General features: G+C 69.9%; 16 protein-coding genes. 5 read left to right on the forward strand and 11 right to left on the reverse strand.

All coding sequences use genetic code 11. The features are described 5' to 3' along the window. The first annotated feature begins 94 nt into the window (after window positions 1-94). The gene (locus KF709_12070; protein MBX3175144.1) at window positions 95-520 is read left to right on the forward strand and encodes an OsmC family protein; all 426 of its coding nucleotides are present in this window, start codon (window positions 95-97) and stop codon (window positions 518-520) included. A 67-nt stretch (window positions 521-587) separates the two neighbouring features. Here KF709_12070 and KF709_12075 read toward each other — a convergent pair whose 3' ends face one another. Together KF709_12075 and KF709_12080 are read right to left on the reverse strand one after the other, a co-directional pair. Next, on the reverse strand, window positions 588-1,664 hold the full coding sequence (locus KF709_12075; GenBank protein ID MBX3175145.1) for a copper resistance protein NlpE N-terminal domain-containing protein: 1,077 nt from the start codon (window positions 1,662-1,664) through the stop codon (window positions 588-590). 129 nt (window positions 1,665-1,793) lie between these two features. Beyond that, the gene (locus KF709_12080) at window positions 1,794-4,358 is read right to left on the reverse strand and encodes a prolyl oligopeptidase family serine peptidase (protein ID MBX3175146.1); all 2,565 of its coding nucleotides are present in this window, start codon (window positions 4,356-4,358) and stop codon (window positions 1,794-1,796) included. A 157-nt stretch (window positions 4,359-4,515) separates the two neighbouring features. On the opposite strand from KF709_12080, the gene KF709_12085 reads away from it, so the two are divergent. Then, window positions 4,516-4,893, forward strand: a complete 378-nt coding sequence (locus KF709_12085) for a hypothetical protein (protein ID MBX3175147.1) — start codon at window positions 4,516-4,518, stop codon at window positions 4,891-4,893. Here KF709_12085 and KF709_12090 read toward each other — a convergent pair. Genes KF709_12090 through bshB1 form a run of 3 tightly spaced genes read right to left on the reverse strand, consistent with a single transcriptional unit; the run spans window position 4,874 to window position 6,964 of the window. Next, entirely contained in the window at window positions 4,874-5,512 is a 639-nt protein-coding gene (locus tag KF709_12090) for a cyclase family protein (protein MBX3175148.1), read from the reverse strand. The two genes, KF709_12085 and KF709_12090, sit on opposite strands and share 20 nt — an antisense overlap. After that, entirely contained in the window at window positions 5,499-6,245 is a 747-nt protein-coding gene (locus KF709_12095; protein ID MBX3175149.1) for a hypothetical protein, read from the reverse strand. Before KF709_12095 ends, KF709_12090 begins: the two co-directional genes overlap by 14 nt. Then, complete coding sequence (bshB1, locus tag KF709_12100) at window positions 6,242-6,964, reverse strand: bacillithiol biosynthesis deacetylase BshB1 (protein MBX3175150.1); 723 nt, start codon at window positions 6,962-6,964, stop codon at window positions 6,242-6,244. Before bshB1 ends, KF709_12095 begins: the two co-directional genes overlap by 4 nt. A 107-nt stretch (window positions 6,965-7,071) precedes the next feature. Here bshB1 and KF709_12105 point away from each other — a divergent pair, with 107 nt between their 5' ends. Beyond that, window positions 7,072-7,680, forward strand: coding sequence for a GNAT family N-acetyltransferase (locus KF709_12105; GenBank protein ID MBX3175151.1), 609 nt, complete (start codon window positions 7,072-7,074; stop codon window positions 7,678-7,680). A gap of 13 nt (window positions 7,681-7,693) precedes the next feature. Here KF709_12105 and KF709_12110 read toward each other — a convergent pair whose 3' ends face one another. Next, window positions 7,694-8,080: a hypothetical protein gene (locus KF709_12110; protein ID MBX3175152.1), complete on the reverse strand. Its 387-nt coding sequence runs from the start codon at window positions 8,078-8,080 to the stop codon at window positions 7,694-7,696. A gap of 142 nt (window positions 8,081-8,222) precedes the next feature. Here KF709_12110 and KF709_12115 point away from each other — a divergent pair, with 142 nt between their 5' ends. Beyond that, complete coding sequence (locus KF709_12115) at window positions 8,223-9,827, forward strand: M28 family peptidase (GenBank protein ID MBX3175153.1); 1,605 nt, start codon at window positions 8,223-8,225, stop codon at window positions 9,825-9,827. Window positions 9,828-9,875: 48 nt separating this feature from the next. On the opposite strand, the gene KF709_12120 is transcribed toward KF709_12115, so the two are convergent. After that, window positions 9,876-11,258: a DEAD/DEAH box helicase gene (locus KF709_12120; GenBank protein MBX3175154.1), complete on the reverse strand. Its 1,383-nt coding sequence runs from the start codon at window positions 11,256-11,258 to the stop codon at window positions 9,876-9,878. 106 nt (window positions 11,259-11,364) lie between these two features. On the opposite strand from KF709_12120, the gene KF709_12125 reads away from it, so the two are divergent. Beyond that, a complete protein-coding gene (locus KF709_12125; GenBank protein ID MBX3175155.1) occupies window positions 11,365-12,024 on the forward strand; it encodes a nitroreductase family protein in 660 nt (219 codons plus the stop codon). Window positions 12,025-12,080: 56 nt separating this feature from the next. Here the strand turns inward: KF709_12125 and KF709_12130 are convergent, their stop codons facing one another. From KF709_12130 to KF709_12145, 4 genes are read right to left on the reverse strand one after another with little or no spacing between them, the layout of a single operon-like run. Further along, window positions 12,081-13,334 carry an ABC transporter permease gene (locus KF709_12130; GenBank protein MBX3175156.1) on the reverse strand — a complete coding sequence of 418 codons (1,254 nt, stop codon included), beginning with the start codon at window positions 13,332-13,334 and terminating at the stop codon, window positions 12,081-12,083. A 2-nt stretch (window positions 13,335-13,336) separates the two neighbouring features. Beyond that, window positions 13,337-14,578, reverse strand: a complete 1,242-nt coding sequence (locus KF709_12135; protein MBX3175157.1) for an ABC transporter permease — start codon at window positions 14,576-14,578, stop codon at window positions 13,337-13,339. A 9-nt stretch (window positions 14,579-14,587) separates the two neighbouring features. After that, window positions 14,588-17,353 (reverse strand): response regulator, encoded by a 2,766-nt coding sequence (locus KF709_12140; GenBank protein MBX3175158.1) that lies wholly within the window; start codon window positions 17,351-17,353, stop codon window positions 14,588-14,590. Beyond that, window positions 17,350-18,504, reverse strand: a complete 1,155-nt coding sequence (locus KF709_12145) for an ABC transporter substrate-binding protein (GenBank protein MBX3175159.1) — start codon at window positions 18,502-18,504, stop codon at window positions 17,350-17,352. Before KF709_12145 ends, KF709_12140 begins: the two co-directional genes overlap by 4 nt. Between the last annotated feature and the right edge of the window lie 27 nt (window positions 18,505-18,531).

Below are 18,531 nucleotides of genomic sequence, written 5' to 3' on the forward strand. Positions count from 1 at the left end.
GACGAAGCCCCGAAGTTCGCCCGCGGTGCGCGGGGTGGCAAGCGCGCGTGCAGCCCCGCAGCTTTGGGTGGAATCCCAACACGAGGAGTAGCTGATGATCACACGCAACGCCGACGCCCGATGGGAGGGCGATCTCAAGACGGGCAAGGGTCACATCCGCCTTTCGAGCGGCGCCTTCGAAGGCCCGTTCTCGTTCGGCACGCGCTTCGAGAACGCGCCGGGCACCAATCCCGAGGAACTGCTTGGCGGCGCGCACGCCGCCTGCTTCACGATGGCGCTCAACAACGCCCTGACGATGGCCGGCCTGCCGCCCAAGCAGGTCGCTACCACCGCCTCGGTGCAGATGGATCGCGTGGACGGCAAGATGACCATCGTGGGCATCACGCTGCGCACGCGGGCGAGCATCCCGGGCGCGACGCGGGAGCAGTTCCTGGAGCACGCCGAGAATGCCAAGCGCGACTGCATCGTGTCGCGGGCGCTGGCGCAGGTGCCGATGACGCTGGACGCGGCGCTGGAGTAGCGGCGCCGAAGCGCCCCGTTGGACTAGCAGGCGCGTCGACGGCGAGTCCTGCCGTCGACGCCGCGGCTCAGCGTCGTATGAACCGCGCCCGCTCGACGCCGCCCTGCGAGAGGACGAGCGTGCTGTCCTCCAGCCGGAACCAGCCACCCTCCGTCAGCACCGCTGCGTAGCGTGTTTCGCGGGCGTTGGCCAGCGAGTCGACGCAGAGCCGGCGCGTCATCGCCAGCGCGGCGGGTTGCAGGGCGAGGCCGCGCAGCACGGCGCGGCCGGTGAAGCGGTTGCAGCCGGCATTGCCGAACATCGTCGGCTCGCTGAGCACGAAGCGCAGCGTGGGCTGCAACGAGCGGTCCAGCGCCGGCAGCGCATCGCCGTCGAGCGCGACCAACTGCCAGTCGCCGACGGCCACCAGCGCGCGGACGCGCGAGGCCTCGCAGGCGCTCGTGTGCGGGATGACCGTGAAGGAGTCCACGACGAGCGTCTCGTCGGCACTGCCTTCCTCCATCCCGGCGCGTGCCTCGAGGGCCCCGTGGATCTCCACCAGCACGGAGGCTTCGTTCGACAGCCGCTGGTCGAGATAACTGCGCTGTAGCCGCACGAAGGCGCTGTCTCCAGCCACCGGGAACAGGCGGCCGCTGCGGCACTCAACGAACGTCGCGGCGTCGGCGAAGTAGCGGAACTCGCCGCGCAGGCGCGCCACCCGACCCAACTGCGCGGGCGGCGAGATGCGGCGCAGGGCCAGCGGCGCATCCGTGGTAATGACCGCGCCGCTGCTGTCGCGCGCCTCGATCGTGAGCGCGCCGGTCACCGCGAAGTGGCGCGTGGATTCGCTCCCGGCGTGCAGCCGGAGCTGCGGGACCGAATCCAGTAGGTATTGCCAGCGCCCCACCGTGACAAAGGTGTTGGGTGCCCGCTCACCGACGTAGGTCTCGCGCAGCCGGTACGAGCCATCAGGCTCCAGGATCAGCGTGGTCTCAATCCCCGTGCAGTCGGCGCAGGGCAGTACGCCGCCAAACCCGGCGGGGCGCGTGATCAGCGGCAGCGTGTCGCCGGCGGCCAGCCGCGTGAGCGGCTCACCCGGCGGTATGGCCTCGCCCCCAGCCCCGCAGGCGGCGAGCAGCAACATCGGAACCAGCGACTTTCGCATACCCAAATATCGCACGGGCGCACCTGAAACGAAGCGCGGCGGAAGCAGCAACGCGGGGTCGACCTACCGGAAACGAAGAAGGCGAGGCCGCAGGGCCTCGCCTCCTCCGTCCTTCGTCCTCCGTCGCCCCTACCGCGACATCACATCTCGCTTGGGCCCCATCCCCCGCACATACACATCAAACCACGCATACCAGCGCGCCCACATATCGAGATCGCTCTCGAAGGTCGCCACGCTGTGGTCCTCGTAGTGGTACATGTACAGTGCGGCCGTCTTCCCCAACCCCTGCAACGCCTGCATCATCCGCACCGAGGCCAGTGGCGCCGTGCCGACGTTCTGGTCCTCCGTGGCGTGATAGAGCAGCAACGCGCCGGCGAGCCGCTCCGCACGCAGGAACGGCGACATGTCGAAGTAGACATCCTGCGCCTCGTAGAAGCTGCGGCGCTCGCTCTGGAAGCCGAAGGGCGTCAGCGAACGGTTGTACATGCCGTCCCCCGCGATGCCGGCCTTGAAGTACGGTACCAGCGTCATCGCGTTGGCTGTGCCGAAGGCGCCGTAGCTGTGTCCGCCGATGCCCATCTGGTCGCGCGTGACGAAGCCCGAGTCCACCACGGCGTCGAGCACGGCGTCGAGGTTCTCCGGCAGGTCGCGCGTGAAGTTGTCGTTCATGCGGCCGCTGTCGCCGAAGATCGGGACGTCGGGCGTGATCAGCGCATAGCCGTGGGCCACCCACAGCTCCGTGCTGCTCGCCGGTCGCAACTGTGGCACGGCGGGGAACTCGTTGATGTTCACGCTCCACTTGGAGCGCGCGTAGGCCTGCTCGGTGGCATACTCACGCGGATAGAACCAGATGATGCCAGGCACCGGCGCGCCGGGCCGCCAGCTGCGCGGAAGGACCACGTCCACCCAGACCTTGATGCCGTCGCGCGGACGCGTGACCTGGAAGCGCTTGCGGATCGCACCCGTCACCTCGGGGCCCACGTCCACGGCGTTCGTGAGCTTACGCTCCGTGCCCGCCGCGAGGTCGCGGTACCAGGCGTCCTCGATCGTCGTGGCGGACTGACGGGTCACCACCAGCTGCTGGTAGTCCGCGTCGAGCGCCGTCACGAGGTCTTCATAGGTCGAGGCCGGCGAGTCCAGAAGCCGCGAGCGCTTCGCGTCGGCAATCTCCACGCGATCGAGGAACGGACGCGGCGCGCGGCGATGCCACTCATCGCCGTAGCGGCGGGTGCCGGTCACGAACACCGCAGCGGCATCGCGGCTCATCCGCACCATCACGCTGCCGTCCACGCCGCGGGCGATCTGCAGCGCGCCGCCCGTGCCGACCGTGTCGGCCTGTGCATTGCCGCCGAAGCCGCCGCCGCCAAATCCGCCGAAGCCACCACCTGGCAGCGTGACGCCGCGGCCGAGCGGATACTTCTTCGAGACGTCGGCCACGCGCACGGCTGAGACCTGCCCGCTGTCGTTCACGAAGAACGTGCCCTTGTCCGTGCCCCAGGCCACGCTGGAGAAGCGCGCGCTTCCACTGAACAGCAGCGTGGTATCACCTGCGGCGAATGGCGCGCGCCAGTGCATCCAGCGCACGGCGCTGGCCCGGTTGTTGTCGCCGACGACCGTCTGCAGGTAGGTCAGGCCGCCATCCGGGTGCCAGGCAAAGCTCCGCCGCGAAATGTCCGGCGCCGGATTTCGCGGGCCGTCCTCGACCTCGCCCTCACGCAGGGCCCGTTCGTCGAGCGTCGCGACCACGCGGCCGTTCGTGTCCCAGAGCTGGGTCACAGTGCCGAACTGCGTGTGCGGAACGATGTAGCTGAACGGCTCCACCACCGTCGTGACGCGCAGGTAGCGGCCATCGGGTGAGGCGTCGGCACTGCGGATCATCGCTGGCGAGCCGATGTTGCGGGTGGCGCCGCTGCGGGCATCGACCAGCGCCAGCTGGCCTGTGGTGTGGTACTTGTAGAGCGCCTTGTCGTGCAGGTCCTCGAGCAGCGAGGCGTGCACGCGCTGCGGCTTGGCGACGCCTTCCGTCAGCCGCACCTGTGGTCCGTCCTCGATGCCGTTCGGTCCGTGCGAGGGCGCCGCGCCGCGACCGGCGGGGACCAGCACCACGATCAGCGAGCGGCCGTCGGGCGTGAAGCGCGGCTCGGTCACCAGTGTGGCCAGCATCGCCGTGCGGGTCAGCCGCGTCGAGCGGCCGCTGGCGACGTCGGCGATGTAGAGATGCGTCGCGTCGTTCGTGTGTGCGAGGTAGGCAATGCGATTGCCATCCGGCGACCAGGTCGCGTCGCTGACGCGCATGCCGCTCGGCGTCTCGATGCGTCGCGTCTGCCCCGTGCGCGGATCGGCCAGCTCGATGCCAGTGAACCGTGCGTTGGTGAGGCTCCGCGCCCGGTTGGCATTGGGGTCCACCTGCAGGCCGCCGAGGTAGAGATGCGGACGGCCATACTGCGCGATGCTCCCGCGGCCCGGGCCGGTCAACCGCAGGGCCCAGGCGCCGGTTGAACTCAGCGCATCAAACGAAATGTCGGTGCGCGGCGTAGTGACCATACGCTCCACCGACGCCGGCGGCCGCACGAAGCTCTCGGCGCGCAGTGTGGCCCAAGGGTCTGCGGGATCGTAGGCCTGGGCCGTGGCGGTAAGTGGCAGCGCGGCAGCAAGCGCGACGATGGCAAGCGGGCGAAGGATGCTGGACGTCATGTGGCGCGGGGTAGGTGGCTGGGGAGGGACCGCCGGAGGGGCTCTGTGAGCTGATGCTCCCATACCTACGGCGGGGGAACCGCAGCCGTTGGCACGACGCTTGGTTTGGCACGGAAAGCGAACGCGCACGGCGCAGCCTCTTCCTCGGAGCGATACCATGCCCGTCACAACCGTCGTGGACACCGACCAGCGCTGCGTCTTCATGCGGGTCGAGGGGACCGCCACCGCCGATGAGCTGCGCGCCCACTATGAGAAGATCATCTCCACGCCAGGCTTCGAGCCAGACTTCCACTCCTGCTCCGACTTGCGTGGCGTGACGGCGATGACGGTGCCGACCAGCTCGATGCGCGGCTTCTTCGCGATGTCACCCTACGGCCCCTCCTCGCAGCGGGCCTTCATCCTGACCTCCGAGATGGTGCAGGGGATGATCCGGATGCTCGAACTCAGTTCCGAGGGCCGGCACGGCACCATCGCCGTGTTCGCCGAGCCGCAGGAGGCCTACGACTGGTTGCGGGTCAGCCCACCGCGCGGATGAAGGCGCGCACCGGCGCTGCGTCGCAGGCGCCGACCTTGAGCGGGAACGCGTAGAGCTCACAGGCGCCTTCGTCCACGCCGCGGAGGTCGAGATTCTCGAGCACGAAGGCCCCGCCGCCAAACATCGCGTGGTGCACGGCGAGCGTCTTGCTCTCACGATCGTCCACGCTGGGGCAGTCCACGGCCAGCAGCCGCAGCCCCTCGGCCACCAAAGTCGCGGCAACGCCGGCCTCCAACGCCGGCCATCGGTCAGGAAACACGCCCACCGCCGTGCTTCGTCCCGTCCGGAGCAGTAGCCGCGCCTCGCCGCGGCGCCAGCCGGCGCGCTCCAGAGCATCGAGCGTGATGCCGCTGTCGAGGGCCGAGACGTCCACCACGCGCGCGCGCCCAACGAAGGGCTCCAGTGGCAGCGCGTCGGCGCCGCTGCCGTCCGCCATCACGTGCAATGGCGCGTCGGCGTGCGTGCCCACGTGCGGGCTGGTCTCCCAACGCGAGACGTTCACGCTGGCGCCGTCCGCCATTGCCCAGGCCCAGCCGCAGCTGAACGGCGTGTCGCCCGGCCAGGCCGGCGTGTCGGCGTCGAACGCCACCGAGATGTCGCGGAGGCTATCCGCGTCCATACAGCCGCGACCGGACGGCCCACAGCTCCGGGAAGAAGCGCTGGCTCACGGTCTTGGCCAGGTACTTGGCGCCCAGCGTTCCACCAGTACCACCGGTGTCCGGCCCGATGATGCGTTCCACCAACTGCACGTGCAGGAAGCGCCAGCGCGCAAAGCCCTGCTCGTAGGCCAGCAGCGATTCCGCCAGCATCTGCAACAGGCCGTGGCCCGGCTCCTTGTAGATGCGCTCCAGCGTTACGCCCTGTTGTTCCAGCAACGCGAGGAACAGTGCCTGCAGCGTCGGCCGAGCCAGCGCCCGCTGTACCACCGCCGGCAACTCGCCGTGCTCCTTCAGCGCCGCCATGAAGTGCGGATCGCGCAGGCCGGAGGTTGCCTCGATGGCGCGGAACTGCGCGCTCTGCGAGCCGCTGGAGCTCCCGAGATAGCCCCGGAACTGCGCGAAGCGCTGCGGCGGCAGCGTGTCGAGTGCCGAGAGCTCGTGCGCCACCAGCTCCACCAGCGTGTTGATACGCTGCATGCTCGTGAGCGCACCCTGCGCGTCCCCTGCCTCGAGGCGCGCGATCAACTGGTCGAACTCGTGCAGTAGTACCTTGAACCAGAGCTCGCTGGCCTGGTGCACCACGATGAACAGCAGTTCGTCCGGATGCTCGGGCTGGCTCTGCGGCCGCTGCAGGCCGAGCAGCGTCTCGAGCTCAAGGTACGTCGGATAGGAGAGTTCGCGCGCGCTGCTCAAAACGTGGAGACCTCGAGCGCGAGGAGGTCGTCCACGCGCTGCGTTTCGTAGGTGAAGAAGGGTTCGCCGTAGCGACAGCGGATCAGCGAGCCGTAGTGCGCCGCCTGGTGCCGCACGATGTCATACAGCGGCTCGCCGTTGGGATAAACCTCGCCGGCCCAGGTGGTGCCGTCGAATTGCGAGCCGTAGCACTTGATGGCGGCGAGCTTCGTTTCGAAGGTCGCGCTGATGTCCACCACGAAGCTCGGCTTCACGTGGTCCTCGCGGTAGGCGATCGCGTGCAGGACCTTGAGCGGACGATGTGGCTCGCTGCCGTCGTCGAGCTTGCGGAGCCCGGACACGAAGCAGGCGTCGCGGATCAACTGCGCCGCCACGCGATGGTCAGGATGCCGTCCGCGCGGCGCCGGCGCGATCACCACGCGAGGCCGAAGCGCGCGGATGCGCAGCGCCAGCGCCCGCCGCGTCTCCGGCGTGTTGGTGATCCCGGCGTCGGGCAGCCCGAGGTTCTCTCGATGCGCCACGCCAAGCACCTCTGCCGCCCGCCTCGCTTCCTCACCGCGCAATGCGGCGGAGCCACGCGTACCCATCTCGCCGGCCGTGAGGTCGATGATGCCCGTGCGCACACCGCGACCGGCGTGCAGCGCCAGCGTGCCCCCGCAGGTCAACTCCACGTCATCGCGGTGCGCGGCAATCGCCAGGACGTCCACGGCTTGCGTCATTCCTGCAATCTGCCCGTTGCGGGGAGGGCGGGGAAGGCGTGGGCTCGCATCCCGCGATCCCAGTCGAGCCGCTACCGCTCCTCGCGGGCGAGGCGTAGCATCAGCCTATGTCGCCACGCAAAGCCTCTGTCGCTCCAACGCAGGCACCGCGAGCGCCCTCGGCCGCCGCTGCCCCGCCCTCGGTGCCCGCGACGTTGCGCACGGCGCGATTGCTGCTGCGCCCGTTCCAGCCGGACGACGCCGCCGCCGTCGAGCGCGGGCTCGCCGCGCGCGAGGTCGCCGAGCAGACGCTGACCATCCCGCATCCGTATCCGCCGGGCAGCGCCGCGACTTGGATCGGGAGGCACGCGGAGTGGTACGCAGCCGGCAAGCAAGCCATCTGGGCCATCGTGCATGCCGACATGCTGGTCGGCGCCATCGGCCTCAACATCGTGGCCGCCCACCGACGCGCCGAGGCTGGCTACTGGATCGCCAAGGACGCCTGGGGCCAAGGCATCGCTACCGAAGCCCTGCAGGCCGTGCTCGCCCACGGCTTCGATGGGCTGGGCCTGCATCGCATCGAGGCGATGCACTACGTCGAGAACCCAGCCTCCGGCCGCGTGATGCAGAAGGCTGGGATGCAGCGCGAGGGACGCCTGCGCGACGTGGTGCATCGCGACGGCGTCCCTCGGACCAACGATCTTTACGCGATGCTGGCCAGCGACCCGCGACCGTAGCCGCGGCGGCCCGTTACTCGCGGTTCGGCGGGCCCCGACGGCCCTGACCGGGCTGCGGCATCGCCGCAAGGTTCTTGTCAAACTGCGCCTGCTGCTCGGTCGTGAGCACCGCGCGGATGTCCGCGTGCAGCTTCTGGCGCATCTCCTGCATCTTCTGGCGGTTCGCCGGGTCCTGCATGCCGCCGCCCTGCATCATCGCCATCGTGGCCTCACGGTTCGCCGCCTGCAGCGAATCGACCTTGGCCTTCTGCGCCTCGCTCAGCGTGATATCCTTGAACAGCATCTCGTTCTGGCGCTGCTGCATCATCTGCTGATTGCCCCGTCCCTCGCCCTGCTGCGCGGCCGCCGGCAACGCCACCGTCACCAGCGCCAGCGCCACGACCCAACGAATCGCCCGCATCGTTTCCTCCGAAGTGGTATGCACACAGGGCGGACGCCCCGCGCACACTAAGTAAACGCGCGCCCCGCCCGTTGCGTTAGGTTACGAAGGTCCGAGCGGGGCGCCCCCTGGCCCCATCCCTCCACTGTTCGGAGACAGCCCGATGGTCCTGCGAGCCTTCCGGGCGGCGGCCCTTGCCGCGGCCCTGATGCCCATTGTCGCGTCCGGCCAGCGGCCGGCAGCGCTGCCGCTCAAGCTCGAGCCGCGCCCCACCGTGGGCGCGATCACGCGCGAAGACCTGATGACGCGCCTGTACCAGATCGCGGACGACTCGATGGGTGGGCGCCCCACTGGCTCAGAGGGCCACGTGAAGGTCACGGCGTATATCGCAGCCGAGGCCAAGCGCCTCGGCCTGCTGCCGGGCGGCGATGACGGGAGCTATTTCCAATCGCTGCCCGTGGTCTCGCGCGGCTTCGTGGCCGGGGGCTCGATCCGCGTGGCGGGCAAGCGTTTCGCGCTCGGCAGCGACTTCGGTGGCCTCGTGCTGCCGGGGCGCACGCCGGCCGCCAGTGCGGGCGGCAGCATCGTCGTGGGTGGCGTGATGGGCGATACCACGACCTGGATCAGCGCCGAGGAGGCCGCCGGGAAGATCGTGCTACTGAAGGCCAGCCCGCGGGTGGTGACGATGTACCCGCGCGGCTTCTATCCGCCCGTCAGCTCACGCTTCGCGGGCGCCGCCGCCGTGCTGATGGGCGGCTGGGACGCGATGCCAAGCACGCTGCAGGCCGCAACCATGCGACGCGCCATCTCACGCGTGGACGACCAGCCGACGCGTGCGATGCCGCTGGCCCTCATCATCTCCGATGCGATGGCCAAGACGCTGATGGCCGCGGAGGGCCAGCACATCGCGATGGACGTCGCGTACGAACAGGCCGCGGCGCCGGCCCGCAACGTGGTCGCCATCCTGCCCGGCAGCGACCCGCGCCTGCGCGGGCAGTACGTCGCGCTCGGCGCCCACAGCGACCACGACCCGCTGACGGCATGGCCCGTCGACCACGACTCGCTGCGCGCGGCGAACGCCAAGCGCTCGGGCACGTCGCCGACGCTGCTGCCACGGGGCACGTACCCCGCCCGACAGGACTCCATCAAGAACGGCGCGGACGACGACGGCACGGGCACGGTCGCGCTGCTGGAGATCGCCGAGGCGATGGCCACGGCGCCGGTGAAGCCGCGGCGCTCGACACTGTTTGTCTGGCACGTTGCGGAGGAGCTGGGCCTCTGGGGCGCCGAGCACTTCACCTCGCACCCCACGGTGCCACTGGACAGCGTGGTCGCCCAGCTCAACATGGATATGATCGGCCGCGGCGGCGTCGGCGACATCGAGAACGGTGGACCGCAGTTCCTGCTGCTCGTCGGCTCGCGCCGGCTCTCGAAGGAGCTCGGCGATGTGCTCGAGTCGGTCAACGCGGCGCGCGACTTCTCGTTCAAGTTCGACTACAGCTGGGACGCCGACGGGCACCCGCAGCGCATCTACTGCCGCTCGGACCACGCGCTGTACGCGCGGCAGGGCATCCCGGTGACGTTCTTCTTCACCGGCCTGCACCTCGACTACCACCAGGTCACGGACGAGCCGCAGTACATCGACTACGACAAGCTCTACCACGTGGCCGGCCTGGTGCTCGACGCGGCGCGCGAGCTGGGGAACCGCGATCAGCGGCCGCGGTTGGACGGGCCGAAGCCCTCACCCAACGCGGCCTGTCGGCAGTAGACGGCTAGCGGCGGCGTGCGGAATCGCCGCGGCTCGTAGCGGCGGCGGCTAGCGCCGCCGCCGGCGTCGCCGTCCGCCGGAACTGGCGCCTGCTCCGCTGCGCTCGCCGCCGGCGGACCGCTGGGCGCCGTCGGTGGGGCGGGCGCGGTCGCCACCGGCAGAGCGTCTCGCGCCCTCGGTCTGCGCCATCGCCGCCTTCCGCTCCAACTTGGCCTTGGCGCGCGCCCGCTCCTCCGCCTTCCGCGCGCGGATGGCCGCGATGCGCTCGGCCAACGGCACCTCAAAGCGTTCGACCGGACGGTGCGCGTAGTCGAAGCCCGGCAACGTGCGCCGCGGCAGCTTCTTGCCGATGGCCCGCTCGATGGCCCGGAGATCCTGCTCTTCCTCCGGCGACACCAGCGTGAAGGCCTCGCCCGTCGCCTCGGCGCGCGCCGTGCGGCCCACGCGGTGGATGTAGTCCTCGGGCAGGTGCGGCACGTCGAAGTTCACCACGTGCTCCAGCGCCTCGACGTCGATGCCGCGGGCCACGATGTCCGTGGCGACCAGCACGCGCAGCTTGCCGGACTTGAAGCCGGCGAGGGCCTCGGTGCGCTGGGACTGGCTACGGTTGCCGTGGATGCGTGCGCTCGGCACGCCGGCCTTGGCGAGGATCTCGGCCAGACGGTTCGCGCGGTGCTTGGTGCGCGTGAAGCAGATGACGTTGCCGACGATGTCCTCGCGCAGCATCGCGAGGAAGAGATCGGCCTTGAGCGCCTCGGAGACCGGCCACAGCGCCTGCTCAATGCCCACGGCCGGCTTGGCCACGCGCTCCACGTTCAAGCGCGCGGGGTCCTGCAGCATCTGCCGTGAGAGCTCCACGATCGGCGCCGGCAGCGTGGCGCTGAAGAAGAGCGTTTGCCGCTTGGCGGGCAGCTGCCGCAGCACCTGCTTGATGGCCGGCAGGAAGCCCATGTCGAGCATGCGGTCGGCCTCGTCGAGCACAAGGATCTCGAGCGCCGAGAAGTCGACGTAGCGGCCGGGCTGGGCGAGGTGGTCGAGCAGGCGGCCCGGCGTGGCGACGATGAGGTCCACGCGCTGGCGGAAGGCCTGCTCCTGCGGGTTCATGCCAACGCCGCCGAACACGGCCGCACTCTTGAGCGGCGTGTGCTTGGCCAGGGCCACGAACTCCTCGTGGACCTGCGCGGCCAGCTCACGGGTGGGGACGAGCACCAGCGCGCGCGTGGCGCGCTTCGGGGCGGCGAGCAGCCGGTGCAGGGTGGGGAGCAGGAACGCCGCCGTCTTGCCGCTGCCGGTCATCGCACAGGCGAGGACGTCCCGGCCCTCGCGGGCAGGGGGGATGGCGTCAGTCTGGATGGGGGTGGGCTTGGCCCACTGGAGATCGTCGGTCGCGCGCACGAGAGGCGCCGCGATACCGAGTGCTGCAAAGGACATCTGGAATTCGGAAATCAGGTGACGTGCGGGGTGGCACGTTGCAGGAAAGCTACACGGTATCAGATTCCCCTCATAGGCTTTCCCTCGAATTCCCCTGCCGCGCCCCATGCAGACCATCCCGCTCGACCAGTACCGCCGACTGCCCGAAGTGGACATGCTCGCGCGCGCGCGCGAGTTCTCCGACGAACTGCGCCGCCGCCGCACGGTGCGGGACTTCTCCGACGAGCCCGTGCCGCGCAGTATCCTCGAGCCTTGCCTGATGGCCGCCGGCAGCGCGCCCAACGGGGCCAATCTGCAGCCCTGGCACTTCGTCGCCGTCTCCGATCCGGAGGTCAAGCGCGAGATCCGCGAGGCCGCGGAGGAGGAGGAGCGCGCCTTTTACAGCGGTCGTGCCACCACGGACTGGCTGGAGGACCTCGCCCATCTCGGGACCGACGAGCACAAGCCCTTCCTGCAGCGGGCGCCGTGGCTGATCGCCATCTTCGCCCAGCGCTGGCGGGCGCAGGAGGACGGCTCGCGCCGCGTGAACTACTACGTGCCGGAGTCGGTGGGCATTGCGACAGGATTTCTGATTGCGGCGCTGCATCACGCCGGCTTGGCGACGCTCACGCACACGCCGAGCCCGATGAACTTCCTGAACCGCATCCTCGAACGGCCGGCGTCGGAGAAGCCGTTCCTATTGCTGGTGGTCGGCTATCCGGCGGCGAATGCGCGGGTGCCGCAGATCACGAAGAAGACGCTGGACGAGATCGCGACGTTCCGCTGAGCCGCTGCGCGGCGTGGGCCCTCCGCCGCCCACGCCGCCGCCCACGGAACCGCGATCTACTCGTAGCGCAGCGCCTCGATCGGGTCGAGCCGCGCCGCGCGCTGCGCCGGCAGCACGCCGAAGATGACGCCGATCAGCACCGAGACCACCACGGCCACGGCGGTCAAGCCCAGCGGCGGCGACGCGCTGATGCCAAGCAGGCGCGTCACCAGCTGGCCGGCGCCGAGCCCGGCCACGATGCCGATCGCCCCGCCGATTCCGGTCAGCGTGGACGCCTCGATGAGGAACTGCACGAGGATGTCGCCGCGCGTCGCGCCGAGCGCCTTGCGCACGCCGATCTCCCGGGTGCGGTCCGTGACGGACACCATCATGATGGCCATCACGCCGATGCCGCCCACCAGCAGGGCCACGCTCGCCAGCACCAGCATCACCACGAAGAACACGCCGGTGAGTTGGTTGAACACGTCCAGGATCTGGTCCGAGCTCACGAGGTCGAAGCTGTTGCGCTGCGCCGGCCGCAAGCGCCGCAACTCGCGCAGTGCGATCGTCACGGCCTCCTCTGCGTCCTCCACCGTGACGCCGTCGCGCGGCCGCACGGGAATCCACAGCGCATTCGTGCGGTCGATGCGGTAGCCAGCGTCGAGCATCCGGAAGGGAATGACGGCGCCCGTCTCTGAACCTGGTGGCGCGAAGATGTTCTCCGGCGGCACGTAGAGCCCAATCACTTCCGCTGGCCGGCCGCCGACTTGGATGGTCTTGCCGAGGATGGACTCGCGGCCGAACAGGCGGCGCGCCAGCGCGTCATCAATCACCGCGACCGCCGCGCCACTCGAGAGCTCCGCGCGCGTGAACCAGCGCCCCTCGCTCAGTTCGCCGCCTTGGATCAGCGTGAATCCGTCATCGGCCCCGAAGATCGCCGTCGGTTGCGTCCGTTCGCCGCGATACGACAGTCGCGAGATGGTCTGCCCCCAGATCCCGGCATAGGCGATCTCGGGCAGTCGCTTGATCAACTCGGCCTCCTCCTCCTCGAGGTCGGGCCGGATCCGCACCCAGGCGGGCGGGTTGTCCGGGTTGATGGGCGTACTCGAGTACGCCTTCATCACGTAGAAGGTCGTCGGGCCGGCGATCTCCACCGTACGGATGATCTGCGACTTCAGGCCTTCCACCAACGAGGCCATCGTCATCACGGTCGCCACGCCGATCACCACGCCCAGGATCGTGAGCGCGCTGCGCAGCTTGGACACCCGCAGCGTGTCCATCGCAATCGCGAGATTCTCGCGATATTGGTCGAGGACGCGGAGGACGCGCACGCTCACTCCGCCCGCATCGCCGTGACCGGATCCAGGCGCGCGGCACGGCGCGCGGGATACACCCCGAAGACCACGCCGATGCCGGCCCCCAGCGCCAAGGCCACCGCCACCGACCACCAGGTGATGCGCGCGGGCAGGGGACTGACCAGCGATACCAGGAACGCGAAGGCCCAGCCCGAGAACACGCCCATCAGGCCACCCAACGCGCTCAAGGCAATCGTCTCGGCGAGGAACTGCCGCTCGATGTCCCGCGAGCGCGCGCCCATCGCCTTGCGGATGCCGATCTCGCGCGTGCGCTCGTTCACGGCCATCAGCATGATGTTCATGATCACGATGCCGCCGACGACGATGCCGATGGCGACGACCGCCGGGATGACGGCGAACAGCACCTTGGTCAGGTTGCGCCAGAAATCCACCAGGGCGTCCGCGGTCTCCACCGAGAAGTCATTCTCCTCGAGCGGGCGCAGCCCGTGTGACAGCCGCATCGCCTCTTCGGCGCGCGCCATCGCCGGTGCGACGTCCTCGGCCTCGCGCATCTTCACCGAGATCGTCGTCGTGAGCCGACGGCCGTAGCGCATCTCGAAGCGCGAGATGGGGATCAGCGCGAAGGCATCGAACGACTGGCCCAGCACGCGGCCCTTGGCCTCGTTGACGCCGATCACCGTGAAGCGCTCGCCGGCCACGCGGATCTCCTGGCCGATCGGGTCCACCGACTCGAAGAGCTTCTCCGCCACCTCGCTGCCGAGCACGACCACGGGCATCCGAGCGGACACATCCACGGCCGAGAGCGCCCGGCCGCGGGCAATGCGATAGTCCTGCACGACCTGGTACTCCGGCGTGATGCCAAAGACCAGCACGCTGCCGATCGTCCGTCCGCGCCAGATCACATCGGTGCTCGGCGTCGGCCAGCCCGACTGCATCGAGATGGCCTCGGCGTCGGGGATGGCCGCGCGCACGGCGTCGACGTCGCGCGTGCTGATGCGCGGCCGGCGCTGGACCTTGGCCCACTGGTCGTCGTTGAATGGCCCGATCTGGATCGGGGTGCGCCGCACCTGGAACGCGTTGGCGCCCACTACCGCGCCCGCGATGTTGTCCTTCACGTAGGCGTTCATCCCTTGGATGATCGCCACGACGGCAATCAGGAAGGCAACCGAGACGATGATGCCGAGCAGCGTGAAGAAGCTGCGCAGCTTGTTGCCGACGATCTGTGCGAACGCGATGCCGAGGACGTCGAGGGGGCGCACCCCTGCAACTTACAAGGCGGTCGCGTCCTCGCGCTCACGGACGGCGTCCAACAGCTCCTCGAGCTTGCGGATCAGGTCATCCGGTGTGAACGGCTTCGCGATGAAGCCGGAGTCCTCGAGTTCGCCGCTCTGGATGGCGGCGTTGGCGGTGTAGCCCGACATGAACAGCACGGGCAGGCCGGGGATGCGCTTTCGCATCGCCCGCGCCAGCTCGACGCCCCCCATCTCCGGCATCACTACGTCGGTCAACAGGGCGTCCACCGGCGTGTCGAGGCGCTCCGCCATCGCCAGTGCGTCGTTGCCGTTCACGGCGGCGTGCACGCGATACCCGCGCGCGGTCAGCATGCGCAACAGCAGGGTGCGAATGGCCGACTCGTCCTCGGCGAGCAGCACCGTGGCGCCCGTGGGCTCGGCAACTTGGCGGCGTCCCGCAGCCGGCGAACCGCGCCCACCCGCGGGCAACACGATGCGGAACGTCGACCCCTTGCCCGGTGCGCTCTGCACGGCAATCGCACCGCCGGCATTGCGCACGATGCCGTAGCAGACGGCCAGACCGAGACCCGTGCCCTCGCCCACGCGCTTGGTGGTGAAGAAGGGTTCGAACACGCGCTCCACCGTCTTCGCGTCCATCCCCATGCCGGTGTCCGTCACGGCCAGTTCGACGTACTTACCCGCCGACAGCGACGGGAAGTCGGCGGCCGGCGTGCTGCCGACAGTGCGGCGCGCGCCACGAATTGTGATGGTGCCCCCGTCGGGCATCGCGTCGCGCGCATTCACGATCAGGTTCACCAGCAGCTGCTCCAGCTGGCCGGCGCCGAGCCGCACAGTGCCCAGTTCCGGCTCCAGCGCGAAGGACAGATTGATCTCGGGACCAATGAGCCGGCGCAGCATGCTCTCGGCGTCGCGGGCGCGGGCCGCCACGTCCACCGCCATCGTCTCCACGACCTGCCGCCGGGCGAAGGTCAGCAACTGCTTCGTGAGATCTGCCGCCCGCAGGGCCGCCTGCTCGGCTTCCGCCAGCGCCTCGTCCATCGAGGACCCGGTCTCGAGTTCCGAACGGCAGGCCTCGAGGTTGCCGAGGATCGCGGTCAGGATGTTGTTGAAGTCGTGGGCCACGCCGCCGGCCAGCTGACCGATCGAGTCCATCCGCTGTGCCCGCTCCAGCGCTTGCTCCAGGCCGCGACGCTCCTGCGCGTCAAACGCGCGCGAGGCGAGGTCGGCGGCGCTGGCGAGGAATGCCGTCTCCTCCGCCGACCAGCGGCGGCTCGCGTCACGGGCCTCCACGATGAGGGCGCCGATCTCGCGGCCGGCCGAGGTGATGGCCACCTTGTGCGCCCCGGTTCCCGCCAGCTCCTCGCGGGGATGCCGTCCGGGCCGCGCCGTGTGCGCTGCCGCTGCCGCATCGTACTGCGTGACTGGGCGGATCTCGTCCTGCACCGTCTGCCAGGCCGTGCAACGATCGGCCTCGAGCGCCGTCGCCACGAATCGCGTGAGTGCCTGCATCGCGCGCCCCACCTCGCCCGACCCCAGGGCCTCCGCCTCCTCGGCCGCAAAGGTGCGCAGGCGGTTGTCGAGCTCGCGCACGCGCTGGCGCACGCCGGCATCCTCGGACACGAGGATGAACACCGGGGTGTCACCGCCGGCCGAGTACTGCAGCGCCACCTCCGCCGGCCGGATGGACCCGTCGTGCCGGCGCAGCCAGATGGTGAGCAGGGCGCGATCCTGCGGGCTGGCCCGCAACTGCGCGAGGATCGTGGCCAGCCGCGCATCCTCGAGGCCCGCGATGAGGTCGTCCAGGCGCAGCCGGGCGATCTCGTCCGGGGTGTAGCCGAGGGCCACGCAGAGCCCGCGGTTGGCCTGCAGCACGCCCAGCGTCTGTGCATCGAACACGCCGATCTCGCTGGACGACTCGTCCAGCACGCGTCCGAAGCGCTCGGTGAGGGACTCACGCGCCCGCGTCTCCTCCGCCGCCCGATCGCGGAGCACGCCGGTCATGTCGTTGACGTGCGAGGCCAGCAAGCCGAGTTCGTCGCTGCCGCGCACGGGGATCTCGGTGTCCAGGTCTCCTGCGATGATGCGCTGCACGCCGCGCTCGAGGGCGCGGATGGGCAGGTAGAAGCGGCGGCGAACCAGCAGGACGCCCGACGCGAGCAGGAGCAGGCCGAGCACGACCCAGGCCTGGGACCAGCGCTCCAGGGTCTCGAGGCGACCCAGTAGGCGCTCTTGGCGTCCGAGCACCTCCAGCATCGCGGTGCGCTGCGCCACCGACAAGTGCATGGTGGCCGAATCGGTCGCGGCATTGGCGGAACGCAGCGCCAGGACGGCCGGCGGCATCGTGCCGTTCTCGATGTAGCGGATGGCGTCCGAGACCAAGACGGCGGCCTGGGTCTCGCGCGCGATCGCCTGCGCCAGCTCCAGGCGCATCTGCAGCGGGATGTCGGCGCGCTCGATGCTGGCCCGCGACGCGCTGGCCTCCTCGATCAGTCGCGTGACGATCCGGCGAATCGAGTCCAGCGACGGCTCGATCGGCACGGGCGGTGGAGTGGCCACCACGTGCAGCACGGCCATTCGCCGTGCGTACAGGGAGCGCTGCACACGCTCCATCGACTGGTCGTGGTCGAGCAGGATGTCCGAGGTCGCACCACTCAGCGACTGTGCGGCGGGCCGCAGCAGCACGACCACCTGGACCGTCAGCGCGCTGACGTAGGCGATGGCGATGACGCCCATGCCGACCAGGAGGCCGCGCAGGGAGATCGAGGCGCGACGCTCGCTCATCGCGCCCCCAGCAAGATCGACTCGCCGTTCCGGACCTGCGTCATCAGCAAGGGGCGCTGGATGCCGGGCACGAAGGCGATCGGGCCGGTGATGCCCTGGAACGGCTCGCGGGTCACGCCGAGCGAACGCAGGTACGCGAGCACGGCCTCCCGCGACCGACCGCCTTCGCGAATCGCCGTCGCTGCGAGGACCGCTGCGTCACGGAACACGGCATCGCCGTGGCGCGGCGTCAGTCCCGTGGCCGCGCGGAATCGCGCCGTGAATGCTTGGGACGCGGAGTCCGCCTGCGACGGGTGCCAGAAGGCCACGAGGAAGAGACGTTCCGTGGCCGGCCCCCAGTTGCGGATGACCGCCTCGTCCACATAGACGCCGTCGCCGGCGAGCAAGTGCAGCGCCGGCAGCTCCTGGCGGAGGGCGCGGGCCGCGCAGACCGCCTCCTGCGTCCGCGAGGCCAGCACGACCACGTCCAGCGGTCCCTGGCGCTTCAGGGACTGGGCGATCGTGGCGTAGTAGGCCGGGCCATCCACGCCGGTGCAGGCGCGCCAGGTGGAGAGCGGGACTCGCGCGACCTCCTCGATGCCACGCGCGTGGAACTCCGCGGCAGTGCCGGCCGCGAGGCCGATGCCGTACTCGTCCGCCACGTAGATGATCGCCGCCCGCCGCGCCCGTAGCGCCGAATCCGCGAACGCGGCGATGAACGCGCCCTGTACCGAATCGTTCGGCGAGATCGGCAGGGTCGTGTGGCCCGCCGTCGCCAGCGCCCGACTCGTGGCGGTCGGCACCAAGTCGGCCAGTCCCGCGGCCTCGTAGAGCGGTGCCACCTGCAGCGCCTCCCGGCTTCCGCCCGGTCCGACCACCGCCAGCACCTCTGGGTTGTCCACCAGCCACGCCGCGCGGGCCACCTCGGCCGGCAACACAGCGGCGGCGAAGACCTTGAACCCGCCTTCCGGCGAGATGAGCAGTCGCACCGAGTCCGCGCCGGCACCGCCGGCGAGGTCCACCTCCTCCTGCAGTACGCTGTCGACTGGCGACGGGCCGAACGTATAGGTGAATCCCACGGCAGGCACGCCCGCGGCTTCCCCGCAACCCAATGCCACAGTGAGCAAGGGGACGCCGAGCAGGCGATTCAGGAGGGAGATCCGGTCCCGCATCACTCTAAAGTATCGGATACGGACCGG

It is taken from the genome of Gemmatimonadaceae bacterium, from assembly GCA_019637445.1.
In the GTDB taxonomy this organism is placed as follows: Bacteria; Gemmatimonadota; Gemmatimonadetes; order Gemmatimonadales; family Gemmatimonadaceae; genus Pseudogemmatithrix.

Excerpts from the sequence above, each read along its gene's own strand:
- KF709_12070 (MBX3175144.1), top strand. The coding sequence starts at position 95 with ATGATCACACGCAACGCCGACGCCCGATGGGAGGGCGATCTCAAGACG.
- KF709_12125 (MBX3175155.1), top strand. The coding sequence starts at position 11,365 with ATGCAGACCATCCCGCTCGACCAGTACCGCCGACTGCCCGAAGTGGAC.
- KF709_12140 (MBX3175158.1), bottom strand. The coding sequence starts at position 17,353 with ATGAGCGAGCGTCGCGCCTCGATCTCCCTGCGCGGCCTCCTGGTCGGC.
- KF709_12080 (MBX3175146.1), bottom strand. The coding sequence starts at position 4,358 with ATGACGTCCAGCATCCTTCGCCCGCTTGCCATCGTCGCGCTTGCTGCC.
- KF709_12075 (MBX3175145.1), bottom strand. The coding sequence starts at position 1,664 with ATGCGAAAGTCGCTGGTTCCGATGTTGCTGCTCGCCGCCTGCGGGGCT.
- bshB1 (MBX3175150.1), bottom strand. The coding sequence starts at position 6,964 with ATGACGCAAGCCGTGGACGTCCTGGCGATTGCCGCGCACCGCGATGAC.
- KF709_12110 (MBX3175152.1), bottom strand. The coding sequence starts at position 8,080 with ATGCGGGCGATTCGTTGGGTCGTGGCGCTGGCGCTGGTGACGGTGGCG.
- KF709_12105 (MBX3175151.1), top strand. The coding sequence starts at position 7,072 with ATGTCGCCACGCAAAGCCTCTGTCGCTCCAACGCAGGCACCGCGAGCG.
- KF709_12120 (MBX3175154.1), bottom strand. The coding sequence starts at position 11,258 with ATGTCCTTTGCAGCACTCGGTATCGCGGCGCCTCTCGTGCGCGCGACC.
- KF709_12085 (MBX3175147.1), top strand. The coding sequence starts at position 4,516 with ATGCCCGTCACAACCGTCGTGGACACCGACCAGCGCTGCGTCTTCATG.
- KF709_12145 (MBX3175159.1), bottom strand. The coding sequence starts at position 18,504 with ATGCGGGACCGGATCTCCCTCCTGAATCGCCTGCTCGGCGTCCCCTTG.
- KF709_12090 (MBX3175148.1), bottom strand. The coding sequence starts at position 5,512 with ATGGACGCGGATAGCCTCCGCGACATCTCGGTGGCGTTCGACGCCGAC.
- KF709_12115 (MBX3175153.1), top strand. The coding sequence starts at position 8,223 with ATGGTCCTGCGAGCCTTCCGGGCGGCGGCCCTTGCCGCGGCCCTGATG.